Source organism: Streptomyces sp. NPDC052042 (assembly GCF_044548345.1).
GTDB lineage: Bacteria > Actinomycetota > Actinomycetes > Streptomycetales > Streptomycetaceae > Streptomyces.
In genome coordinates, this window is record NZ_JBIUBU010000004.1 from 85,950 (window position 1) to 105,306 (window position 19,357).

13 protein-coding genes and 3 pseudogenes are annotated in these 19,357 nt (G+C 67.8%); 4 read left to right on the forward strand and 12 right to left on the reverse strand.

What is annotated here, in order from left to right; all coding sequences use genetic code 11:
* Positions 1-90: 90 nt before the first annotated feature.
* Positions 91-720: pseudogene (locus tag ACIHCL_RS09905) on the forward strand (transposase family protein); the annotation flags it as partial.
* A gap of 332 nt (positions 721-1,052) precedes the next feature.
* Positions 1,053-4,271 carry an RICIN domain-containing protein gene (locus ACIHCL_RS09910; protein WP_399859174.1) on the forward strand — a complete coding sequence of 1,073 codons (3,219 nt, stop codon included), beginning with the start codon at positions 1,053-1,055 and terminating at the stop codon, positions 4,269-4,271.
* Between the two features lie 617 nt (positions 4,272-4,888).
* On the opposite strand, the gene ACIHCL_RS09915 is transcribed toward ACIHCL_RS09910, so the two are convergent.
* The 10 genes and pseudogenes from ACIHCL_RS09915 to ACIHCL_RS09960 all read right to left on the reverse strand — a co-directional run bounded on the left by ACIHCL_RS09915 (position 4,889) and on the right by ACIHCL_RS09960 (position 14,995).
* Positions 4,889-5,467: a helix-turn-helix domain-containing protein gene (locus ACIHCL_RS09915; RefSeq protein WP_399859177.1), complete on the reverse strand. Its 579-nt coding sequence runs from the start codon at positions 5,465-5,467 to the stop codon at positions 4,889-4,891.
* 10 nt (positions 5,468-5,477) lie between these two features.
* The gene (locus ACIHCL_RS09920) at positions 5,478-6,563 is read right to left on the reverse strand and encodes an arginase family protein (RefSeq protein WP_399859179.1); all 1,086 of its coding nucleotides are present in this window, start codon (positions 6,561-6,563) and stop codon (positions 5,478-5,480) included.
* A gap of 30 nt (positions 6,564-6,593) precedes the next feature.
* Positions 6,594-7,988, reverse strand: coding sequence for an NAD(P)/FAD-dependent oxidoreductase (locus ACIHCL_RS09925; protein WP_399859182.1), 1,395 nt, complete (start codon positions 7,986-7,988; stop codon positions 6,594-6,596).
* Positions 7,989-8,045: 57 nt separating this feature from the next.
* Complete coding sequence (locus ACIHCL_RS09930; protein WP_399859185.1) at positions 8,046-9,521, reverse strand: sodium:solute symporter; 1,476 nt, start codon at positions 9,519-9,521, stop codon at positions 8,046-8,048.
* A 937-nt stretch (positions 9,522-10,458) separates the two neighbouring features.
* Positions 10,459-10,761 carry a hypothetical protein gene (locus ACIHCL_RS09935; RefSeq protein ID WP_399859187.1) on the reverse strand — a complete coding sequence of 101 codons (303 nt, stop codon included), beginning with the start codon at positions 10,759-10,761 and terminating at the stop codon, positions 10,459-10,461.
* A 664-nt stretch (positions 10,762-11,425) separates the two neighbouring features.
* A complete protein-coding gene (locus ACIHCL_RS09940) occupies positions 11,426-12,373 on the reverse strand; it encodes a hypothetical protein (RefSeq protein ID WP_399859190.1) in 948 nt (315 codons plus the stop codon).
* 264 nt (positions 12,374-12,637) lie between these two features.
* A complete protein-coding gene (locus tag ACIHCL_RS09945) occupies positions 12,638-12,760 on the reverse strand; it encodes a hypothetical protein (RefSeq protein WP_399859192.1) in 123 nt (40 codons plus the stop codon).
* A gap of 98 nt (positions 12,761-12,858) precedes the next feature.
* Complete coding sequence (locus ACIHCL_RS09950) at positions 12,859-13,326, reverse strand: hypothetical protein (RefSeq protein ID WP_399859195.1); 468 nt, start codon at positions 13,324-13,326, stop codon at positions 12,859-12,861.
* A 510-nt stretch (positions 13,327-13,836) separates the two neighbouring features.
* Positions 13,837-13,935, reverse strand: a pseudogene (locus ACIHCL_RS09955) (TetR family transcriptional regulator); the annotation flags it as partial.
* Positions 13,936-14,563: 628 nt separating this feature from the next.
* Entirely contained in the window at positions 14,564-14,995 is a 432-nt protein-coding gene (locus ACIHCL_RS09960) for a DUF6083 domain-containing protein (protein ID WP_399859198.1), read from the reverse strand.
* A gap of 494 nt (positions 14,996-15,489) precedes the next feature.
* On the opposite strand from ACIHCL_RS09960, the gene ACIHCL_RS09965 reads away from it, so the two are divergent.
* A complete protein-coding gene (locus ACIHCL_RS09965) occupies positions 15,490-16,377 on the forward strand; it encodes a septum formation family protein (protein ID WP_399859201.1) in 888 nt (295 codons plus the stop codon).
* 230 nt (positions 16,378-16,607) lie between these two features.
* Here the strand turns inward: ACIHCL_RS09965 and ACIHCL_RS09970 are convergent.
* Together ACIHCL_RS09970 and ACIHCL_RS09975 are read right to left on the reverse strand one after the other, a co-directional pair.
* A pseudogene (locus tag ACIHCL_RS09970) lies at positions 16,608-17,132 on the reverse strand (crotonase/enoyl-CoA hydratase family protein); the annotation flags it as partial.
* A 193-nt stretch (positions 17,133-17,325) separates the two neighbouring features.
* The gene (locus ACIHCL_RS09975; RefSeq protein ID WP_399859203.1) at positions 17,326-18,336 is read right to left on the reverse strand and encodes a GlxA family transcriptional regulator; all 1,011 of its coding nucleotides are present in this window, start codon (positions 18,334-18,336) and stop codon (positions 17,326-17,328) included.
* A 99-nt stretch (positions 18,337-18,435) separates the two neighbouring features.
* Here ACIHCL_RS09975 and ACIHCL_RS09980 point away from each other — a divergent pair, with 99 nt between their 5' ends.
* The gene (locus tag ACIHCL_RS09980; protein WP_399859205.1) at positions 18,436-19,260 is read left to right on the forward strand and encodes a dienelactone hydrolase family protein; all 825 of its coding nucleotides are present in this window, start codon (positions 18,436-18,438) and stop codon (positions 19,258-19,260) included.
* The last annotated feature ends 97 nt before the right edge of the window (positions 19,261-19,357 follow it).

Sequence of the window (19,357 nt, forward strand, 5' to 3'; positions counted from 1 at the left end):
TTGAGCGTGGTGCTGATGTGTCAAGAGGTCCGAGAACAGACGGAGCTCCTGTTACGACGTGGTACGCGGTAGTGGCAGCACGACCGTGACATGAAGGCGGCCGCACGGGTTGGTGATGTGGTGACGCGTTACCAGGCCCGTGCGGCCTTGTCCCGTCCTGCCATCTGCGGCCTTGAACGTGCACATCTCGGCGATTTGATCGAGGAGTTGGCCGATCCATGGGCAGCCCAGTGCGAGTCCGCGCTGCGCGAACGCCGGGGCGGCGACCGAAAGCGCGCGGTAGGCGCCGGGCCGAATCACCAGCTCGTCTTCACCGACCGTGTCCTGGTCACCGTGGTCCACCTGCGCCTACAGCTGCCCCACGCGGCGTTGGCACAGCTATCCGGCGTAACCCGCCCCACCGTCACCCGCGCCATCCACGAGATCCGGCCGCTGCTCGCCGCCCGCGGCTTCGCCGTCCCCAACCAGCCGGGACTTCGGTTGCGGACTCTGGTCGACGTCTTCGCCCATGCCGAGGCCGAAGGCGTCGACTTGCGGACCGACGGCACCGAGACCCAGGTCCGCCGCCCCAGGGCCGGCCGGGCGGGCCGCAAGGCGTTCGTCTCCGGCAAGAAGAAGCAGAACACCGCCAAGACCACGACCATCGGCGACGACTCGGGGCGTTTGCTGTGGTCAGGGGCCGACCGGCCCGGCCGGATGCACGACCGGACCGCCATGCGCACCTAGGACACCGACCGCGCGGCGCGGCGGCTCCCGCGTCCTATGGACGAGGCGGTGTTGGAGGACTTCATCGCAAGCCTGACAAAGCTGCGTGACCTGGCGATGTTTCTGCTGGTGCTGGACGGAGGGCTGCGGCCGGGCGAGGTGCTGTCCCTTCATCTGGCCGACCTCTCCTACGGGCGGCGGCGGGTGACGACCGGCCGAGGAGCCGTGGCCGCTGGTGAGCGCGGCGGCGGCCGTCAGCCGGACGTGAGCAAAACGTTAGCGGCGCCCCGGAGAGTGGGCGTCGACATGTCGGCCGAAAGGCCCAACTCTCCGAGGGAGCCCCTTCCATGCACAAGCGAGATCGCCGCCCCGGGCGGCCGGTCCGCGCGATCGTCGGCGCGATCGTCCTCGCGCTGTCGGCGTTCGCGCTGCCCGGCGCGACCGGCGTCGCCGAGGCGGCGGAAAGACCGCCGAACCGACTCGGCCCGGTTCAGATCCAGAACGTGATGAACGGCTTCGCCGTGGACGCCGAGAACGGCGACATGGAGGAAGGCCGGAAGATCCTCCAGCGCTCCTACAAGGCCGAGAAGCGCCAGCAGTGGTGGTTCGAGGCGGTCGGCGCGGCGTACCACATCAAGAGCAACGTGAACGGGGCCTACTGCGTCGGTCTCGACGGCCCGCTCGCTGTGCTGAAGACCTGCGGGGCGGAGGGCACCTCCTGGGTCTTCGACGAGGTCGACGCCGACACCTACCTGCTGAAGTCCGCCGGGAGCGAACAGTATTTGGTCGCGGCCACCGCGTCCGGCGGCGACGACAACAGCAAAAAACAGCTCTCTCTCGGCGACTCGGCCCAGGCCCAGAGCCTCGGCCGGTGGTACCTGACCGACCTGGCGCTGGAGGAGTACACCCCTCCGGCCGACCCCCGCCTCGACGAGGCGACCTTCCTCACCGCCCACAACGCCTTCAACAGCTACGCCTACGGCAACCAGGCCCCCAACCAGTCGCGCAGCATGACGACCCAGTTGGAAGAGGGCGTGCGCGGACTGATGCTCGACGTCTACGAGAAGTCCGGCAACCTCGTGCTGTGCCACAATCCCTGTGAGCTGAACGGTGGCATCCCGCTGGCGAGGGGGCTCCAGGAGGTCGCGACCCACCTCCAGAACGACCCGGACGCGATCGTCACCCTCTTCCTGGAGGACTACGTCACCGACCGGACCGCCCTCAAGGAGGCGTTCGAGACCTCGGGGCTCGCGGCCGAGATCTTCGACCCGGAGACGCAGGGCGTGCGAACGGCGGGCTGGCCCAGACTCTCCGAGATGCGGGAACTGGGCAAACGCCTGCTGGTCTTCACCGACGCGGAGGCGATCCCCGAGATCGGCGTCGTCAAGGGCAAGAAGTGGACGGTCGAGAACCACTGGAGCATCGGCCCGCTGGGCAACAAGTGGGAGTGCTACAGCCGCTGGGATGAGCGTCCGCTCACCCACCGCGAGCCGGGCTTCACCCCGCTGTTCGTCATGAACCAGTTCAGGGACGCTCCCACGACCATCACGGCCGCCATCGACAACGGCGACGAACTGGTCGACCGGGCGCTGAACTACTGCGGGCCCGCCGCCCGCAAGAAGCCCAACTACGTGGCCGTCGACTTCTACGAGCTGCCCCTAGGCGGCGCCACCCACCGGGCGATCGAGACCATCAACCGGCACCGCTACACCGAGAAGCCGTCCTCCCGGGACCTCTCCTCGCAGCACCGCCGCGGCCCCCTGCCCGGCCTGCCGAACTGGACCGGGGCCGGCTACCGCGGCGGCGCCGACCTCCCCGGCAGCAAGCAGTTCAACCGGGACGCGTCGTGCCGGATCACCCCGCAACACCTGACCGATGTCTACGGAGTGACGCCCGACGACGGCCTCGACGACTCCGCCGGGCTCCAGAGCGCCATCGACCACATCCGCACCCAGTGCAGTGGCACGGCCACCTTCGACCGGCTCTCCCTGATCGAGCTGCCCGCCGGACAGATCGACATCACCCGGCAGATCGCCATGGACGCCGACTACCTCGTCCTGCGCGGCCAGGGCGGCGGTGAAGGCGGCACCAGGATCGTCTTCGCCCCGGACGCGAACACCCGCTACGACACCCTGACCAAGGACGGCGGCCGCTGGGACCAGGACGCCATGACCTACGAGGCGGGGGCCGACACCGCCAAGGGCGGCTGGATCTGGCCGGGCCGCGGGCTCTTCCGCGTCCAGACCCGCGAGCGCGCCCCGCGCTACGAGGACGAGTGGGCCGCGGCCCCCGCCAACCGCAAGGACCTCTACGAGGGTTCGATCAACCAGCACTGGGCCTCCGGCGTGAAGCTGCGCGGCGCGACCGGTGACTCCGCCTACTCCGCCCGGGAGGGCGGCCAGGTCGTCCACCTGGCCTCGAACGCCGACACCACCCGCTTCCGCGTCGGCGGACACCTGTGGGTGGGCGCCGCGAACAGCCGCAAGTTCTACGAGCGGCAGGGCGCCACGGACACGAGCCAGTACGAGGACCTGCACATGCGCCAGCAGGTCTTCCGCATCAGCGCCGTGGACGTGGCCGACCGCACCGTGACCCTCGACAAGCCGCTGGAGTTCGACCTCCCCGTCGACTCCACCTCCGACGGCTCCGCACCGATCGGCGGCACCGCGTACGTCAGCAAGGTGACCCCGCTGAAGATGGTGGTCGGCGTCGGCTTCGAGGACTTCTCCTTCACCCAGGAGGCGCCCGGTCTGACCCGGCAGCAGGCGACCCACAACTACGGCAACCTCGCGCCCGAGGCGGCCATGCACGGCATCGTCTTCAAGTGGGCCGCCGACTCGTGGGCCCGCGGCGTCACCTCCGGCATGTCCGGCTCCCACCCGGTCGTCACCGAGGTCGCCAAGAACCTCCAGTTCGAGAAGAACCACCTCGACGGCGCCTGGAACAAGGGCAAGGGCGGCAACGGCTACTTCCGCGGCAGCCGCGTCTGGGACTCCCTGTACGCATACAACACCACGCGCAACCTGCGCCACTTCACCCTCCAGTGGTCCTCCTCGGGCAACGTCGTCTACGGAAACGACTTCGACTCGGACCTGAACCTCCACGGCGGCTGGGAGCGCCGCAACCTCTTCGAGAAGAACACCGTCCGCGTGCCGTACGAGCACTCCCCGGGCAACTGCACCGCCCGCTGCGGCGGCGAGGGCGGCGGCGTCGAGACCGGCACCTGGTACCCGATCTGGTGGGCCGCCGGGGCGAAGGCGGCGAAGTGGGCCGGATCCTCCGGACCGCAGAACGTCTTCCACGACAACGTCCTCAGCAAGCAACTCGTCCCCGGTGGGCCGTACCAGGAGTACGCGCCGTACACGCGCAACGGCGCCGGCCCCCAGCCGGTCTTCCAGTTCGGCTCCGCCGCCGACGCCCCGGGCCGCTTCCTGCACCTCGCGCGCGACGGCTCCCCGATCGCCGACTGGAACGGCAACGAGACGGCGGACTTCACCGGCGCCGGAGGGATCAACGTCTCCCACACCGCGCCGACCACCTCAGTGTTCCTCAACAGCGCCGAGTGACGGCCGAGCGACGGCCGCGGCGGGCCCCGTCCGCCGCGGCCGTCGCTCGCCAGGGGCCCGTGCAGCCCGGAAGGGCCCCGGAAGCCGCTGAGGGTGTTCGTGCCCCGTGGCGTTGTGAGCGCCCGTCAGCCCGCCGCGCCGTAGCGGACCAATGCCCATGCCAGGAAGCCCAGCGCCGCCGTGCTCAGCACCGCCCGCCATCGGGTGGTATGAGGTAGGGGCACGGTGGTGGACTGGCGGAAGAGCGGCGCAAGGGGGTGCGTACTGGAGCCTGGCGCAGCCGCAGGAGCTGCTGGACGCGTGGGTCGTCGCCGGGCGGCAGGAGCTCGGGCACGAAGCGCTGCGGCACCCGATGATGCCGCAGGTCGCCGTGGCGCCGTGTCGCCGAACGAGATGTGGGCGGCGCTGGTGGTGATGACGGGGCATGTGCCGGTTCCGCTGTCCGCCGATGATCATGTCGAGTTGTTGCCCGTCAGGTGACAGGCCAAATGCAGGCCCACTTGGACCAGGTCGTCGCCGAGATCAACCGGGCAAGCCGGCGCCCCTTGGCGAACCCCGGAGACGCACATCTTTCGTGATCAGCGCATCCGGTACGGGCGCCGGCCCATGGGCCCGCCTCAGTGCGGAGGGTGGGCGGTGGGTGCGTCGAGGACCTGGAACACACGGACCGGCTCCGTCCCCGCGATCTCCCATGAGTGCGGGAGTTCACCCGGATAGGACATGGTGTCGCCGACGGTGAGCAACACCGGGTCGCGACCACTGAGGGTCACGACCAGGCTGCCCTGTGCCACGTAGATCACCTCGTAGCCGCTGTGGCTGAAGTCGCCGGTGAGGTCGTCGCCGGGGGCGGCGACGAACTCCGACATCGACAGCGGCCCCTGCCGGAGGACGGCCCGGAAGTGAATGTGACCGGTGGTGTCGCTGATCGGGTAGACATCGGCGGCCTCATCGGCCCGGACGACCACGATCTCGTCCTCCTGCACGGAGGGGCGCAGGAGGCCGGCGGGGGTCATCCCCAGTTGTTCCGCGAGCGCGAAGAGAGTGGTGAGGCTTGGTGACGCCTTGCCGGTTTCGATCTCGCTGAGATAGGACTGCGAAATCCCAGCATGCTTTGCGAGTTGCACCATCGTGATGCCCTGCTGGATGCGCAGCGACCTGATCGTCCTCCCGACCGCGGACGGATCGTGGTGGTCCATGCGTCAGACCTCAGCCCTTCCGGCCCGCCGCCAGGGCCGCGAGCACCTCGATGTAACACCGCCCTGCCACAGCCGCGCCGTGATGCTGGTGATCGTAGGCGGGCCCCAGGCAGGAGAAGTCGAACCCGACCAGCTCGCGTCCGTCACCGAGCACGGTACGCAGAGAACACAGCATCTCACGAGTGGTCAGTCCGCCTACCTCCGGGTACTTCTGGGCCGGCAGCGCTGCCGGGTCGAACACGTCGACATCGATGGAGACATACAGCGCGTCGCAACCGCTCAGGGCCCGTTCCCGTGCTTCGACGCTCACCTCCTCGATGCCTCGTCGCTCGATGTCGTCGATGGTCAGCACCGTGGTGCCCAGTTCGGCTGCCGCGGCGTGCCAGAAGTGGGAGTTGCGCACTCCGCGGATACCGAGGTGGACGAGGTTGGCCGGGTCGAGAGCGCCCAGCTCCATCGCCCGGGCCCATTGCGAGCCCGCCCAGTACCTCGGGTACCACGACAGGTCGTAGTGCGCGTCGTAGGTGACCACCCCGAGCTTCTTGCCCGTCGCCGCGAAGATGCCCGCGATGGTCGGCAGCGACACGCTGTGGTCACCACCGAAGATCAGTGGCACGGCGCCGGCCCGGGTGATCTCACTGATGTGCCCCGGAAGCCACTCCAGGATCTCCTCGGGGCTCTGCTCCCCGATCGGCGCGTCACCGAGATCGCCCACCCTCAGGTGGTCGCCCACCACGAGACCGCGCTCCGGCAGCAGCCAGTTCGAGTGGTCGATCGAGTAGAACAGCGATGCCTGCCGGATCGCCGTGGGCGCCTCGTACGCGCCGGGACGTGAGTAGACGTCGTGGCCCGGGGCGGGGGCCGTGCCCTGCGGGTAGAAGTTGCGCGGGTCCTTCACCACGAAGCCTTCGAACGGTATCCCGTAGAAGACGGCGTCGTAGTCCCGCAATCCGCCGAGGCGGACACGGTCGACCTCGGCGAAGGTCGGTACCCCCGGCCGCAGCAGGGCCTCGGCCCGCCGCTCGACCCGCGTGCCGGACAGCTCCGCAACAGCCGCGGCCCGGTCGAACCTGGCTTCGATCTGTTCGTTTCCCATTGGTTCCTTCACTCCTTCTTCTGTGTACTCCTACCGACCGGAAATGACGTCGGCGACCCGAGCGAGGCGCGATGTTTCCGGTCGGTGGCGTTCGTTGTGGTCGGCGCGCCGGTACAGGGCGTAGAGGGCCTGCACCCCGATCCAGCGCAACGGTTCCGGTTCCCAGGTGCGCACCGCGCGGCCCACGCAGGGCAGCGAGGTGAGGTCACTGCCCTGCCGCAGCACGAGGTCGCGCAGGGCCCGGCCCGCGAGATTGGCCATCGCCAGGCCGTGCCCGGCGTAGCCCCCGGCGATCCCGATGCCGGTACCGTGGTCCAGCCGGACCGTGGCGCACCAGTCGCGGGCCACCCCCAGTGCCCCGCACCACGAATGCGCGACGGCCGATCCGCGCACCTCGGGGAACATCGAGGTCAGGCTGGACCACAGCGCTTCGACGTCCCCGGGCCGAGCGGCGGCGTCGACGTCGGTGCGGGAGCCGAAGCGGTAGGGGTTGCCGCGTCCGCCGATCGCGATCCGGCCGTCACTGGTGCGTTGTGCGTACAGGAAGGCGTGCCCCTGGGTGCCCAGGAGCTCGAATCCGTTCCAGCCGATCTGCTGCCAGGTCTGCTCGGACAGCGGCTCGGTGGCGATCATGACGCTGTTCATCGGCAGCCATTGCCGTCGCGCTCCCGGCAGGCCCGCGGTGAACCCTTCGGTGGCGCGCAGGACGTAGTCGGCGGTCACCACACCGTGGGTGGTGCGCGCCGTGCGCGGTTCGATGCCGAGCACAGGCGTCTGCTCGTAGATCCGCACCCCCAGGCGTTCCACGGCGTCCGCCAGCCCGGTAGCCAGTTTGAACGGGTGGATACGGGCGCCGTGCGGGCTGAACGCCATCGCCTTGACACCGGACACGGTGATCCTCGACCGGATCTCGGTCTCGGTGAGCAGGCGGAAGTCCTCCTCGGAGTTTCCCCACGCGCGTTTGTACTCCACCGTCTTCGCCAGTCGGCCGCGCTGGCTCTCCGTCAGTGCCGTGTACAGGAGCCCGCTGCGGGTGATGTCGGCTTCGATGCCTTCGGCCGCCGCGACATCGATCACCTCGTCGATGCTGTCGATGACCGCGCGTTGCATGCGTACCACGGCGTCACGGGAGGATTCGGCCGCGTACCGCTCCCGTGAGCCGCCGAGTTCGCCGGAGAGCCAGCCTCCGTTGCGGCCCGAGGCGCCGTATCCGACGTGACGGGCCTCCAGGACGGCGATGCGCAGGTCCGGGCTGGCCGTCTTGAGGTAGTACGCCGCCCACAGGCCGGTGTATCCGGCACCGACGATGGCCACGTCGACCTGGAGGTCGCCTTCGAGCGGCGGTCGAGCGGGCAGATCGCCGGCGGTCTTGCGCCAGAACGAGACCTGCCCGTTCCGGTAGGTGGCACTCAATGGCACGCCCATGACGAATCCTTGTCTACGACAGACGAACATGACGGGTGAAAGGGAGGGAGCGGCGCGTCACGCCGTGGCGGTGAGCTTCGGGTCGTTCGACCGGCCGAACCCGTCGACGATGTGAGCGGGCGGCGGTGCCGTCAGGAGGCTGCCTGCGATCAGGGCGAACAACGAGATGCAGAACGCGATGAGCAGGGAGTAGGGCTCGCCCGGCCAGGGCACGGAGACCCCCAGCTCGCGCAGGGCGAAGTCGAGGATGACGAACCCGCTGCCCGACAGTGCACTCCACGATGCGCCGTGCCCGTTGGCGCGCTTCCAGTAGAACGCGGCGACGATCGGGACGAGCATGCCGGCGAACGCGATGGAGAACGCGAGGTAGAGCGCCCCGAGAATGAAATCGAAAACCGTGGCGAACAGCAAAGCCCCCAGGCCGACAAGGACTGTGGCTATCCGGCCGACGGCGACGGTGCGGGACGGGGAAGCCTTGTCCCCGGTCACGCGGAGGTAGACGTCCTTGGTGATGTTCAGGGCGCAGGAGTTGATGGTGGTGGTGAGCGTGGACAGGATGGCCGCCGCCACGGCCAGGAACAGGAAGGCCGAGACCCACGGCGAGTACATGGTCTTCGACGTCCACGAGATGAGTGATTCGGCGGGCAGGGCGCCGTGGCCCTTCCGCGGCAGCCACACGGTCGCGGCGAGGCCGGCGACGATGGGAAACAGGTAGAGCGGAATGAAGATCAGCAGGGCGAACAGGCCGCCGCGGACGGCATGGTTCGCGTTCTTCGCGCTGGCGAACCGCTGCAGGATGTCCTGTTGCGGGACGAGTGCGAGGCCGAAGGCCGCGACGTAGGCCATCGCGACACCAGGGGTGATGGACGGGGAGAACAGGTCGAGGTGTCCGGGGCTGTCCGCGGCCAGGGTGTCGACGATGCCGGACCAGCCACCCGCCCACCGCACACCGGTCACCGCGAGGATTCCGACGCCGATGGCGAGGATGACGCACATGATGCCGTCGGTGATGACCACACCGAGGAAACCGGACGCGCCGGCCAGCACCAGACCCACGAGCAGCGTGGCCCCCATCGCGGGCAGCAGGGGGACGCCGGTGAAGCCGTGGATGAAAATGCCCAGCGCGAGGAGCTGCGAGGTGGTGAATCCGACATAGAAGAAGATGGTGACGATGGTGAAGACCGTGCGTGTGCCTTCCCCGTAGCGCAGGGCGACGATATCCGGGACGGACGCGACCCCTTTGAGCCCACGGACCTTCCTGGCGAAGAAGACGGTGGCCACGAAGGCGCCGATCCACGACGGCACGGCCAGAATCCAGATGGCGCTCACGCCGTAGCTCATCGAATTGCCGGCCACGACGAGCATGGACGTTCCACCGAAGAGGCCGGCCGCGATGGTGGGCCCGATTCCCCACCAGGGCATACGGCGCCCCGCGAGGTAGAAGTCCTCACCGGACTTCACGTACCGACGCGAGAACAAGCTGGCGGCCGCGAGGACCAACGCGAAGGTGCTTACAACGATGACGAGAGCCATGGAGCATCCCTTTCGGAAGGGCTAGGACAGACGCTGGGGCGCGGCCCTGCTTCCCGCAGCCGCCGACCGCGGTGCGGCGAACCTCAAAACTCGTCGCATATCGCTTACAGCGATATCGGTGTGGGCGATACTAGGGAGGGGTGAAGTACCTGTCAACGCTTCGCCGCACGTCAGATGCGTCATCGCATGGTTGCGGAGTTCATGACCCACGATGCCGTCCGCGCGCGGCGTGCTCTGCCGTTCCAGGATCACCAGGCTGCTGGCGGTGAACGACGTCACCGCGGTGCACGTGGTGGACGAACCAGGACCGGCTCATCGGCGTAGTGTTCGAGGCCGATCTGCTGCGCAAGTCCGGCGACCGGGCCGACTCGTCCGGCCTGGTCCCGGTCCTGCATCGGGAGGCGCGGGAGAGGGCGAGGCGGAGGAACTCATGTCGTTCCTCGATGTGTGCGCGTCCGGAATGAAGCGTGATCGAGGCGGCTCGTCCCGGTGACGGGCCCGCGATCCGCCCCACCTGCGCCGGCTTCTGCGGGTGCCCCGGAAGCACGCCGAGCAGTTGGAGACGGAGACCGGCTCGTCGGGCCGTCAGAACCGAGTTGAGGGGGTCGTGGTGGTCAAGCTCGGCACATGACTCGACAACGTCCGCAAAAGCGCAGGCACGCTCACCGACCAGCAGCGTGCAGACCTCGATGCCCTCGGCATGCACTGGTGGGTCGGGGCGGTGTCCCGTTGTCGCGGTACTCGTCGTCTGCGTCCGGGGCCACGCCTGAACCGTCCAGCGCTGGACGGCAGCCACAAGCCGCCCGCGTAACCGGATTCAGCGGCGGGTCCTGGAGCCGCTGCCACCACCAAGCCTCGTCGCAGTCACTACGAACGGCGAGGCCACACACCACCACAAACCAGCCCGACGTTCCCACAAAGACCGTGGCAGGTCTCGTCAGGGATTCCTGCGATTCCGCGGTGGATCTTCGCTGCCCTCCGCGCTGGTCTGGTCGGCGCCTTTCGACAAGGCCCATGCCATGGAGAACCCGAGAGCTGCCATGAAGGCATAAGCGATGGACGCACCCCAGGCCCTCATCATGCCGTCTGTGTTCCGGCCGGGGAACCAGAACTCAGCTGTCGGACCGTTGACGACGAACACCACAAGCGCCGCGACGGCAAGCCCCAAGGGCCCGAGCGCGGGGATGCTGAGGACCAGCATCCACACCCATCGTCGCCTCATGACACCCCCTATGATCACGCGTCCAGTATAGGTGAGATCATTCCCACACGATTAGCAGGACCACGGGCCAACAGCCCGCACATCAAAACCGAACGCGACACCAGGCCATGCCCATCACACCCGATACAACCGCTCCCCAAAGACTCAACTCCCAACGAATCAACGGGACACCAGACCAAAGCAGCCGCACCCCTGAAGATCACTGCTCCGTCACAGAGCGATGTGCACCGCCGCACCGGCCGGGCCACGCTCACCGCGCTCCGGTCTACCGGCGCGCCACCGGGCACCTCGCGCCGCGTCAGGACGCGGTGTGGGGCGAGGGCGAGACGATGGTGCCCGGGCAGCACATGGCCAACCTCCAGCGTAAGGACGCGAAGTACCCTCTGGGCAAGGACAGGAGCGGGCCGCCGTACGCGCGGCGCAGCTGACGGCGAGCGATCAACCTGAGATCAGGCTGCGGGAGCTCACCACCGCGACATTGATCGGTGAGCAGCCAGTTCTCGTTCCACCAGCCGCACGACGGAAACAGACGGATCCAACCCGGACGGGTGGACAGGTACATGAAGCTCCTGGCGGAGAAGGTTGATCTTGATCGACAACCCACCCACCAGGAGCTTCGTTGCTCAGTCGCCCCAACCTTCGTGAATATCCAAGAGGTTGGGAAAGCCTCGCTGCTGGAGTATTAGCTCAACGGCTTGATCGTAACGGGTTCGCCAAGATCGTAGAACTTCTGAGTGTGCGTGCCTTTCGTGCCCATGAACTCCACCGAGGCTTGGTCGCCGACCGGCACCCAGTCCTTTCCGAACCAGAGAATGAACTCACTCACCGGGATCTCGTTCCAACTGAACGGGCCGTCGCTCACGATCTTGTAGGATTCCACCGACTCACCGTTGGGGAGCGAGACCTTATCCATTGCCTCGTCCACCTTCCAGACCGGCTGCGACTTCACCATCTGCGCTGTCTGATCCAAGTCCGAGTAGATGCGATAGAGTTCACCGGTCACCCCTACCAGTTTTTCCTCGGGGTCGTCGGACTTGAGATCGCCCTTGACGGGGCCCGAACCCCTGTCGATCCACATGACATCATCCAGGAAAGTCATCTTGAACGGCCCGTCAGAGCCTTGCATCTCGCCCTGGAAGCTGTACTTGGGATCGTAAGTGAATTCAATGTCACCGTAGGTGTCGGCGGTGAGCTGCATCTTGCCCGAGCCGTAGCTTGAGAGAGCTTCCGAGACGCACACGCCCAGCGCGGCACCATCGATTTCTGCTCCCGGCGTCAGGTCGAGTGCGGTGCAAGACTGGGGCGCTTTGCGTTCTTTGGCTACAGGAGCCTCCGTCTCTGCTTTCTGAGGCTCCTTGTTCTTTGGTGCCGCAGACCCTTCGGGAGCTGCGCACCCTGCGAGACCGAGCAACAGCATGGCCGAGACGGTGCCAAGCACCGTGCGTTGGGACGTCTTCATCTCCGAAATTCTCCTAGTAAAGAAGCTCATCGCCTTCCAAACGGCCAACGCACCAAACTTCAAGGATGCCGACGGCTGGCGCGAGTCTACTCGGACAGCACCTTCCGGCACGGCTTCGAGGTACGCGAGCTGACGGATCTGTACGAAGCCTGCCTGCACCTTGAACCGCACGCCTTCCAGCCCGCCGCCGAGCGGGCCCTGCAGCTACTGCGCTCGGAGCCGGCCGATCCAGCCGTGTCCGGCTCCTGACCGGCGTCTGGATGCCCGGCGTCGAGAATGGTCAGGACCGAACCGTTTCCGGGTTCGGTAGAGACCCCAGATGTTGACTGTGACCTAGGGTTTCGTGGATACGTGGCAGTAGTTGGCCTCGTATTCGACAGGCGGGGTGTGCCCTATTTCACCGTGGAGCCAGCGGAATAGTATCAGTCGACCCCATCAGCGGTGGCGGGCTATCAGGGCCAGGCGCTGCCAGGTGTCGGCGGTGACGCGCGCCAGGATCACGATGACGAACTGCTCGCGGGCGGCGGGATAGTAGCCGATCTTGCCGGTGCTCTTCACCGTCGCTCGGCTGCGATGACGCGGGGGCGGCTACGCCTGCCAGGCCGGCCACCCACTCCGAGTTCTTCAACGCGGGGCGCCAGCCGAAGGGCTGCGGATCACGACGCCCCAGGCCGGGGCTCCTCTCCGTCGTAGGCCGCCAGCGCAGCCTGGCGGCATTCCAGCAGGTCGCCCAGGTCCGCATGGGTCATGTGCTCATGGGTCAGTGCCACCGTGGCCCTGGCCTCGACGGTGGCCCATGCGTACCGGGCGCGTTTGTTGGCGCGGCGCCTTGTGTCGCTGCGCAGGAAGCCCGCTCCCGCCGCGAGCCCGGCGGAGGCCAGAGCGGCGAGGGCGGTGGGAATGCGCACATCCGCCGAGGCCAGTCCTGCCGCTCCCGCCGTGCCCGCGAGCAGGGCCGCAGGGAAACCGAGGGCGATGTCCGTCTTGGTCCAGAACTCCGCCCGGCGGTGGGCGAGTGTTCTCTGGCGCCTCGCCTCGTCTCTCAGTCGCTCGATCTCGGCACGCAGACGGTGCGCGGGCTCGTCCGGACTCAGGCGTGTGGTTCCGTCAGCGGGAGTGGCCATAAGGGAATTCCAACACACCTGTGTCAGAAGGTATTTGGTGAGCCCGGACAGCCTTCGGGCGCGGCGGACGTGGACTTCCTACGACGGTTGCCGCCAAGTCGTGCAGCCGATCCCGCCGGTGATCTTCACGATCGCTCGGCTGCTATCAGGTTGGCCGACGTGCTTGCGCTGAAGCCGGCGCTGACGCACGGTCAGTCCGGCAGTGGCCGCGGAGCCCGAATTCCGGTCGTGAACCGGTCCTTTGCCACCGTGATCGGCTACACCACTTCAGGGGATGTGCCCCACCAACGAGCCCGACCAAGCGAGGTGCACAGAAGTGAAGGATCAGTAGGACACGGGCTACCCGCAGCAGGAAATAGTGATGATCCAGCGCCTGGAGCGGGGAGTGCTCCATCGGTCGCTGTGCCACGATCTCGGCCAGGTCTTCCTGACCAACGCCCTGCAGCGCGAGCGCTTCCTTACTGGGAAGTAGGCGAAGAGGGTGACCTTCGCGACTTCGACCATCTCGCTGACCGTCGCGGCATCAAATCCGTGCTCGGCGAACAACTTCAGTGCCGCAGAGGTGATCCGCTGTTTCGTCTGTTTCGTCTGTTTCGTCTGTTCCTTCATGCACTCACACAGACCTGCCACACGGGGACAGTAATCATTCACGGTTCAGAATTGAACCGAGTATGGAGAGGGGATGGATCGCCACCGTGGGGTCGTTGCAGTACAGATGGGCCAGGGCGAGCAGAGCTTGCCGACCGACGCTCAAGCACCGCCTTCGGGCGCCATGACGAGCGGGCACGAGACTCACGGGGCAGCCTCCAGCCCGCGCCCGCCGCAGACGCACACCCTGACCCGTGAGGCCGGGCAGGCACGGCGCCGGCTTCTTCTACCGGACATGTGACCAGACGTCGTGGCCGACCGTCCACACAACGACTCTCAGTCATAGCCAGCAGGCTGGAAGGAGCTCAGTGTCCGCTCTTTCCCGCGCCAGGACCGTAGTCGGCCCGCATCCGATCACCACGCTGCACAGCACGCCGCCCGCTCGCTGCCTGCACCGTGCAGAGGACAGCGGCAGTGCCCCGGACCGCCCCGTGGTCCGGGGCGCCCGCGGGGTGTTCGAGGCAGATGTCGTCCGCTGCGGTTGCGCCCCGGACCAGACCCCTGATCCGAGGCGCGTGGGCCGGCTTGGAGAACATGTCACCAGCGGTGAACCAGTCCGGCCGTGGTCGACGGTACCGGTCGGCCCCTGTCAGCCCGCGTTGGGGAGATCCCAGCCGTCGGGAAGGTTGAACAGGCGCTGCGCCCGACGTTCGTTCTCCTGACGGAGCACGGTCGCCCAGGGCCAAGGGTCTTCGAGCTGGAGGTAGGGGCAGACCATACGGTGCGCGATTCGGCATTGAGTGCCGGGGATGGGCTCGGCGTCCCACAGGTTCATGGCCGCCCCGTCCGTGGTGATGATCCAGCGCCGGCGCGGGGGCAGGGTGTGGGCGGGGACGAGAGCACGGGGTTCGAGAAGGACCCAGTGGCCTTCGTAGTGGGTTGCGTAGCGGTCTTGTGCGAGGCCGCAGTCCGGGCAGTGGGACGGGGCGGGTGGTGCGGGTGCGGTGGCGCCTTCACGGAGGGCTTGCGGATCGTCGTCGGGGTGGTCCGGGCCTGTCGCGGAGTTCTCGGTGTCCCCCATAACGTTCAGGGTCCGGACGGTCCATCGGAAGCGGTAGGGCGCGATCCGGCCGGTACCGGGGGGTCCGGGGCGCCAGGGTGGTGCTGCCCGGAGCGGCGCTTGGTGCGGGCCTTGACGAGCCAGGCACCGCTTGCGCGTTTGTGACCGATGCCCAGGGTCCATGACGCTGAGTGAAAGCAGCATGAGTCGATCGCGGTGACATGGACGCAGTAGGTGATGCAAGGCTGCCGACGGCAGAGATCCCGCGGGCATCCGGCCGACAAGAGGTGTGACCGGTTCATGGCGAATGCGTACCTCGCCAACAGCGCCCGGCTCCACAGAAGTGCCACAGGGTCCTCCCGACTCCCACCTGCGAGCAGCCCGGATACAACCCTCGCGGCCCGCCGCGAGTCAGAGACGTCGCGGTGAGGTGAGGGCCACCGCACAACCGGGCCACAGGAATGGCATACGATGCGCGGGCGTTGATAAAGATCACTTATGAGGATGTACACGTCATGACAATCCGTGCTCCGTATCGTTCCCTTCGCGGCATATCTGCCGTTGCCGCCCTGCTCGCGATCGGCGCGGTGGGATGCTCGGGCGTCTCCGACGCCGTCAACAGCGCCAAGGACGGCGCGAAGAAGGTGGCTCGTCAGCGCTCGGTGTTCTCGCTGGACATCGGTGACTGCTACAACCCGAACGGCAAGGACGAGGGCACGGCGTACGCCGTCGAGATCGTGCCCTGCGACGAGGCGCACGAGGGCCAGGTCGTCGGCGAGTTCGCGATCGACAAGGGCAAGGAATACCCCGGCGACGACGAGGTCGCGACGATCGCGGACAACCGCTGCCCGGTCGAGGCGCAGAAGTACGCCCCGGACGCCTGGGCGCTCCCCAAGGGCGTCGCCCTCTTCTACTACACCCCGACCAAGGAGAGCTGGGCGACGGGTGACCGCGCGGTGAGCTGCACCTACACCGCGGAGAAGGGCAAGTTCAGCGGCTCGCTGAACACCGCGAAGTCCCTCAAGCCCGAGCAGGCCACGTACCTCAAGGGTTCGAACGCGGTCTACGAGGCCCTGTGGGCGAACCAGTCCGAGAAGGACAGCGTCGAGGACGACCTGGACGGCTACAAGGCGCAGGCCAAGGCTGTCGCGGCCGCCCTCGACGCACACGTCAAGGGCCTGGACGGCATCGAGGGCACCGAGGTCGGCAAGCTCCGCGCGACCCTGACGAAGGCGGCCGGGAACTGGAAGAAGGCCGCGAACGCCGCCGACGCCGACGCGTTCTACATCGCCTACGACTCGGCGTTCACCGACATCGACCCGCACAAGTCGGTCGCCGCCCGCAAGGAACTGGGCCTGGCCACCACCGTCCCGGCCGACGAGGCCGAGGTCTGGGCGGGCTGACCCCCTGTTGGAGTAGCGGGGCCGTGTCTGTCAAGGACCTGGCCCCGCTACCTGGGATCTGTTCGGTCTTGACGCCGCCGCCGAGGAAGGGATTCGCCCCGCCCCTCGTCGGCCGCATCCGACTCGCGGACCGGGATGCTCGGCTGCGGCGACAGCCGCAGCACGGGCGACACCTGCCGGTGGATGTACGACGGCACCTGTTATCTACGGCTTATCCACGGCGCAGAAGGTTAGCCGAAGGAGCCGTGCCGTCCGGCCCCGGCGGAGAAGCGGGCAGCACCGAAGGCCCCGTCGGTCTGCAGTGACGTCAGGCCCACCGTCATTTCGAACTGGAGGGCGTCGGGCTCCGAAAGCCCGTCCTGCTCGTAGGCGGATCTCCTGTCATTGCGCAGGCATGTCTGGGGGAACCCCGAGATCCGACGGGCCAGCGCCTCAGCCTCGGCGCGGGCGCTTCCGGCCGCGACCACCCTGTTCGCCAGCCCGGATTCTGCTGCCTCCCGGGCATCGACCGGGCGGCCGGTGAGGATCATGTCCATCGCCCTGCTCATTCCGATCAGGCGGGGAAGCCGGACCGTGCCGCCGTCGATGAGCGGCACGCCCCAGCGCCGGCAGAAGACACCGAAGGTGGCATCGTCGGCCACGACTCGGAGATCGCACCAGATGGCCAGCTCCAGCCCGCCGGCCACCGCATATCCCTCCGCTACCGCGATGACCGGCTTGGTCAGCTGAAGCCGTGTGGGCCCCATGGGGCCGTCAAAGCCAGGTCATCCGAGCCACCAGGGCCAGCAGCCGACGCCACGAACACCCCCGGCCCGGCGACATGATCCACGTCGGCGTCAAGAAGCCCGGAAGATCCCCGCCGGCGGCGGCCACCGCGCCCACGACCGCGGCGAACGGCCCGCATCCCTCCGGGCCCTGGGAGGGGGCCCGTTGCGGTCCGGACAAGTCTCACTTCTCCGTTCGTCGAGTTGGCCCGTGGCGACCGCGGCGACGACGGAATATCGCGCGATACTCCCCCGGCCGCTGGCCCGTGTGTCTGGCGAAGATGCCGCTGAACGTCCCGGGGTCGAGGTACCCGACGTCGGCGGCGATGCTTGCGACGGTCTTGTCCGTCTTCTCCAGCAGGTGTCTGGCTCGACGCACCCGGACCGTCTGCAGATACGCGAGTGGCGTCTCGCCGGCTTCGTCGCCGAAGCGACGGAGCATGGTCCTCGTGCTTACGTGGAACTCCTGGGCGAGGGCGGGCAGGTCATAGCGAGCGCTGAGGTTCTGGTCGAGCCACCGCTTGACGCTGAGCGAGAACTCCCCGCCTACAGTGGGTATGAGCCGCGCGTCGACATAGGGAGCCTGTGTGGAGCGCGCGTCATCGACAAGCGCGATGCGCGCGGTGCTGCGGGCGACGCGGGGGCCGTCGTGCTCGCGGATGAACTGCAGCGCGAAGTCGTACATGGCACTGAAGGCCGCCGTGGTCGTCACCCCCCGGTCGGTCACGACCAAGCTCTCCGAGCGGAGGCGCACGTCGGCGTACCGGCGGGCGAACCGATCCGCGAACAACCAGGACGTGGTCGCTTCGCGCCCGCCGAGCAGCCCGGCTTCAGCGACCAGGAAGGCACCCACGCAGATCGATACGACAGCGGTTCCCGAAGCCGCCTGCGATCGAATCGCTGCTACTTCCGGTCCCAGGTTTGCGAGTGTCGCGTCGAGATCGAGCATGGGCGAAAGCTCGAAGCCCGGCACGATCAGAACGTCTACCGGGCGAACCGCCGAGACGTCGATGGCCGAGCCGCCGGACGCGATCACCCGCCGCCGGGGCGAGATGACCGACGCCGCGTAGGCCGGCTGAACCGAGCCCTGTGCCGCGGCGACGTGAGTGGCCATCGCCAAGAGGTCGGGGACTCCGAACACCTCCGACGCGAAGCAGCCGGGGTAGGCCAGCACACCAACGCGCAGCGGACTCATGCTGCCCTCCGGCACCTCGGGATCAGGTGGCGATATTACCGGGAAACATGGCGATGCCGCCGCTTCTCAGGGGGGCGGCCCTCCATCATGATCCCGATCATGACAATCATGCGAGAGCAGAACGACCCCTTGGACGACTTTTCGCGGAGAGCCGTCAGCGTCGACGACGTCGACAAGACCGTGTACGTTGCCGGGTCAGGACCGGCCGTCATCCTCATGCCCGAGATGCCGGGTATCAGTCCCGACGTCGCTCGGTTCGCGCGTTGGGTGCGCGATGCCGGCTTCTCCGTGTATCTGCCCTCCCTTTTCGGCGTCGACGGTGCCTATCCGCTCGCCGAGGCACAGGAGACCATCGTTCGACGCGCGTGTGTCAGCGCCGAGTTCCGAGCGTTTGCCGGTGGAGGTACCAGCCCCGTCGTCGCTTGGCTGCGCGGCCTCGCTCGCCTGGCGCACGCCGAACGTGGCGGGCCTGGCGTCGGCGCCGTCGGTCTGTGTTTTACCGGCAACTTCGCCTTGACCATGGCGCTCGAACCGGCCGTCATCGCGCCCGTGGTGAACCATCCCTCGCTTCCGCTCGACGACGCCGGCGGTCTGGAGATCAGTGACGAAGACGCTGCTGCCGTGGCCGAGCGCGTAGCGCGAGACGGGTTGAAGGTTCTCGCCTACCGCTTCGACAACGACAGGTGGTGCACTGGCCAGCGGTTCGCGGCCTACCGAGCACTGCTCGGGGACGCATTCGACGGCCGCGTACTCGAAGCCGGGACGGCGAACACGAACCCACCGCCCTTCTTCCGCGATGTCGTCGGTTGCGCCCACAGCGTCGTCACGGCACACCTCGTCGACCAGGACGGTCACCCCACCATGCAGGCCCGGAACGAAATCATCGACTTCCTGGCCGAGCGGCTCGGGACAGGGCAAGAGTGAGCCCTCGGCGCTCCGACGCCTGACGACGCGAGGGAGCGCCGCCACTTCCCGATGCGACCCGGTCGTCGACCTGTGTCACTCGCGACCGCCCCGGCGA

What these genes read in the sequence shown, in the direction of transcription:
- ACIHCL_RS09925 (WP_399859182.1), bottom strand. Translation starts at nt 7,988, where the DNA reads ATGGGCGTGCCATTGAGTGCCACCTACCGGAACGGGCAGGTCTCGTTC.
- ACIHCL_RS09950 (WP_399859195.1), bottom strand. Translation starts at nt 13,326, where the DNA reads ATGGCCACTCCCGCTGACGGAACCACACGCCTGAGTCCGGACGAGCCC.
- ACIHCL_RS09915 (WP_399859177.1), bottom strand. Translation starts at nt 5,467, where the DNA reads ATGGACCACCACGATCCGTCCGCGGTCGGGAGGACGATCAGGTCGCTG.
- ACIHCL_RS09910 (WP_399859174.1), top strand. Translation starts at nt 1,053, where the DNA reads ATGCACAAGCGAGATCGCCGCCCCGGGCGGCCGGTCCGCGCGATCGTC.
- ACIHCL_RS09965 (WP_399859201.1), top strand. Translation starts at nt 15,490, where the DNA reads ATGACAATCCGTGCTCCGTATCGTTCCCTTCGCGGCATATCTGCCGTT.
- ACIHCL_RS09980 (WP_399859205.1), top strand. Translation starts at nt 18,436, where the DNA reads ATGACAATCATGCGAGAGCAGAACGACCCCTTGGACGACTTTTCGCGG.
- ACIHCL_RS09930 (WP_399859185.1), bottom strand. Translation starts at nt 9,521, where the DNA reads ATGGCTCTCGTCATCGTTGTAAGCACCTTCGCGTTGGTCCTCGCGGCC.
- ACIHCL_RS09960 (WP_399859198.1), bottom strand. Translation starts at nt 14,995, where the DNA reads ATGGGGGACACCGAGAACTCCGCGACAGGCCCGGACCACCCCGACGAC.
- ACIHCL_RS09975 (WP_399859203.1), bottom strand. Translation starts at nt 18,336, where the DNA reads ATGAGTCCGCTGCGCGTTGGTGTGCTGGCCTACCCCGGCTGCTTCGCG.
- ACIHCL_RS09920 (WP_399859179.1), bottom strand. Translation starts at nt 6,563, where the DNA reads ATGGGAAACGAACAGATCGAAGCCAGGTTCGACCGGGCCGCGGCTGTT.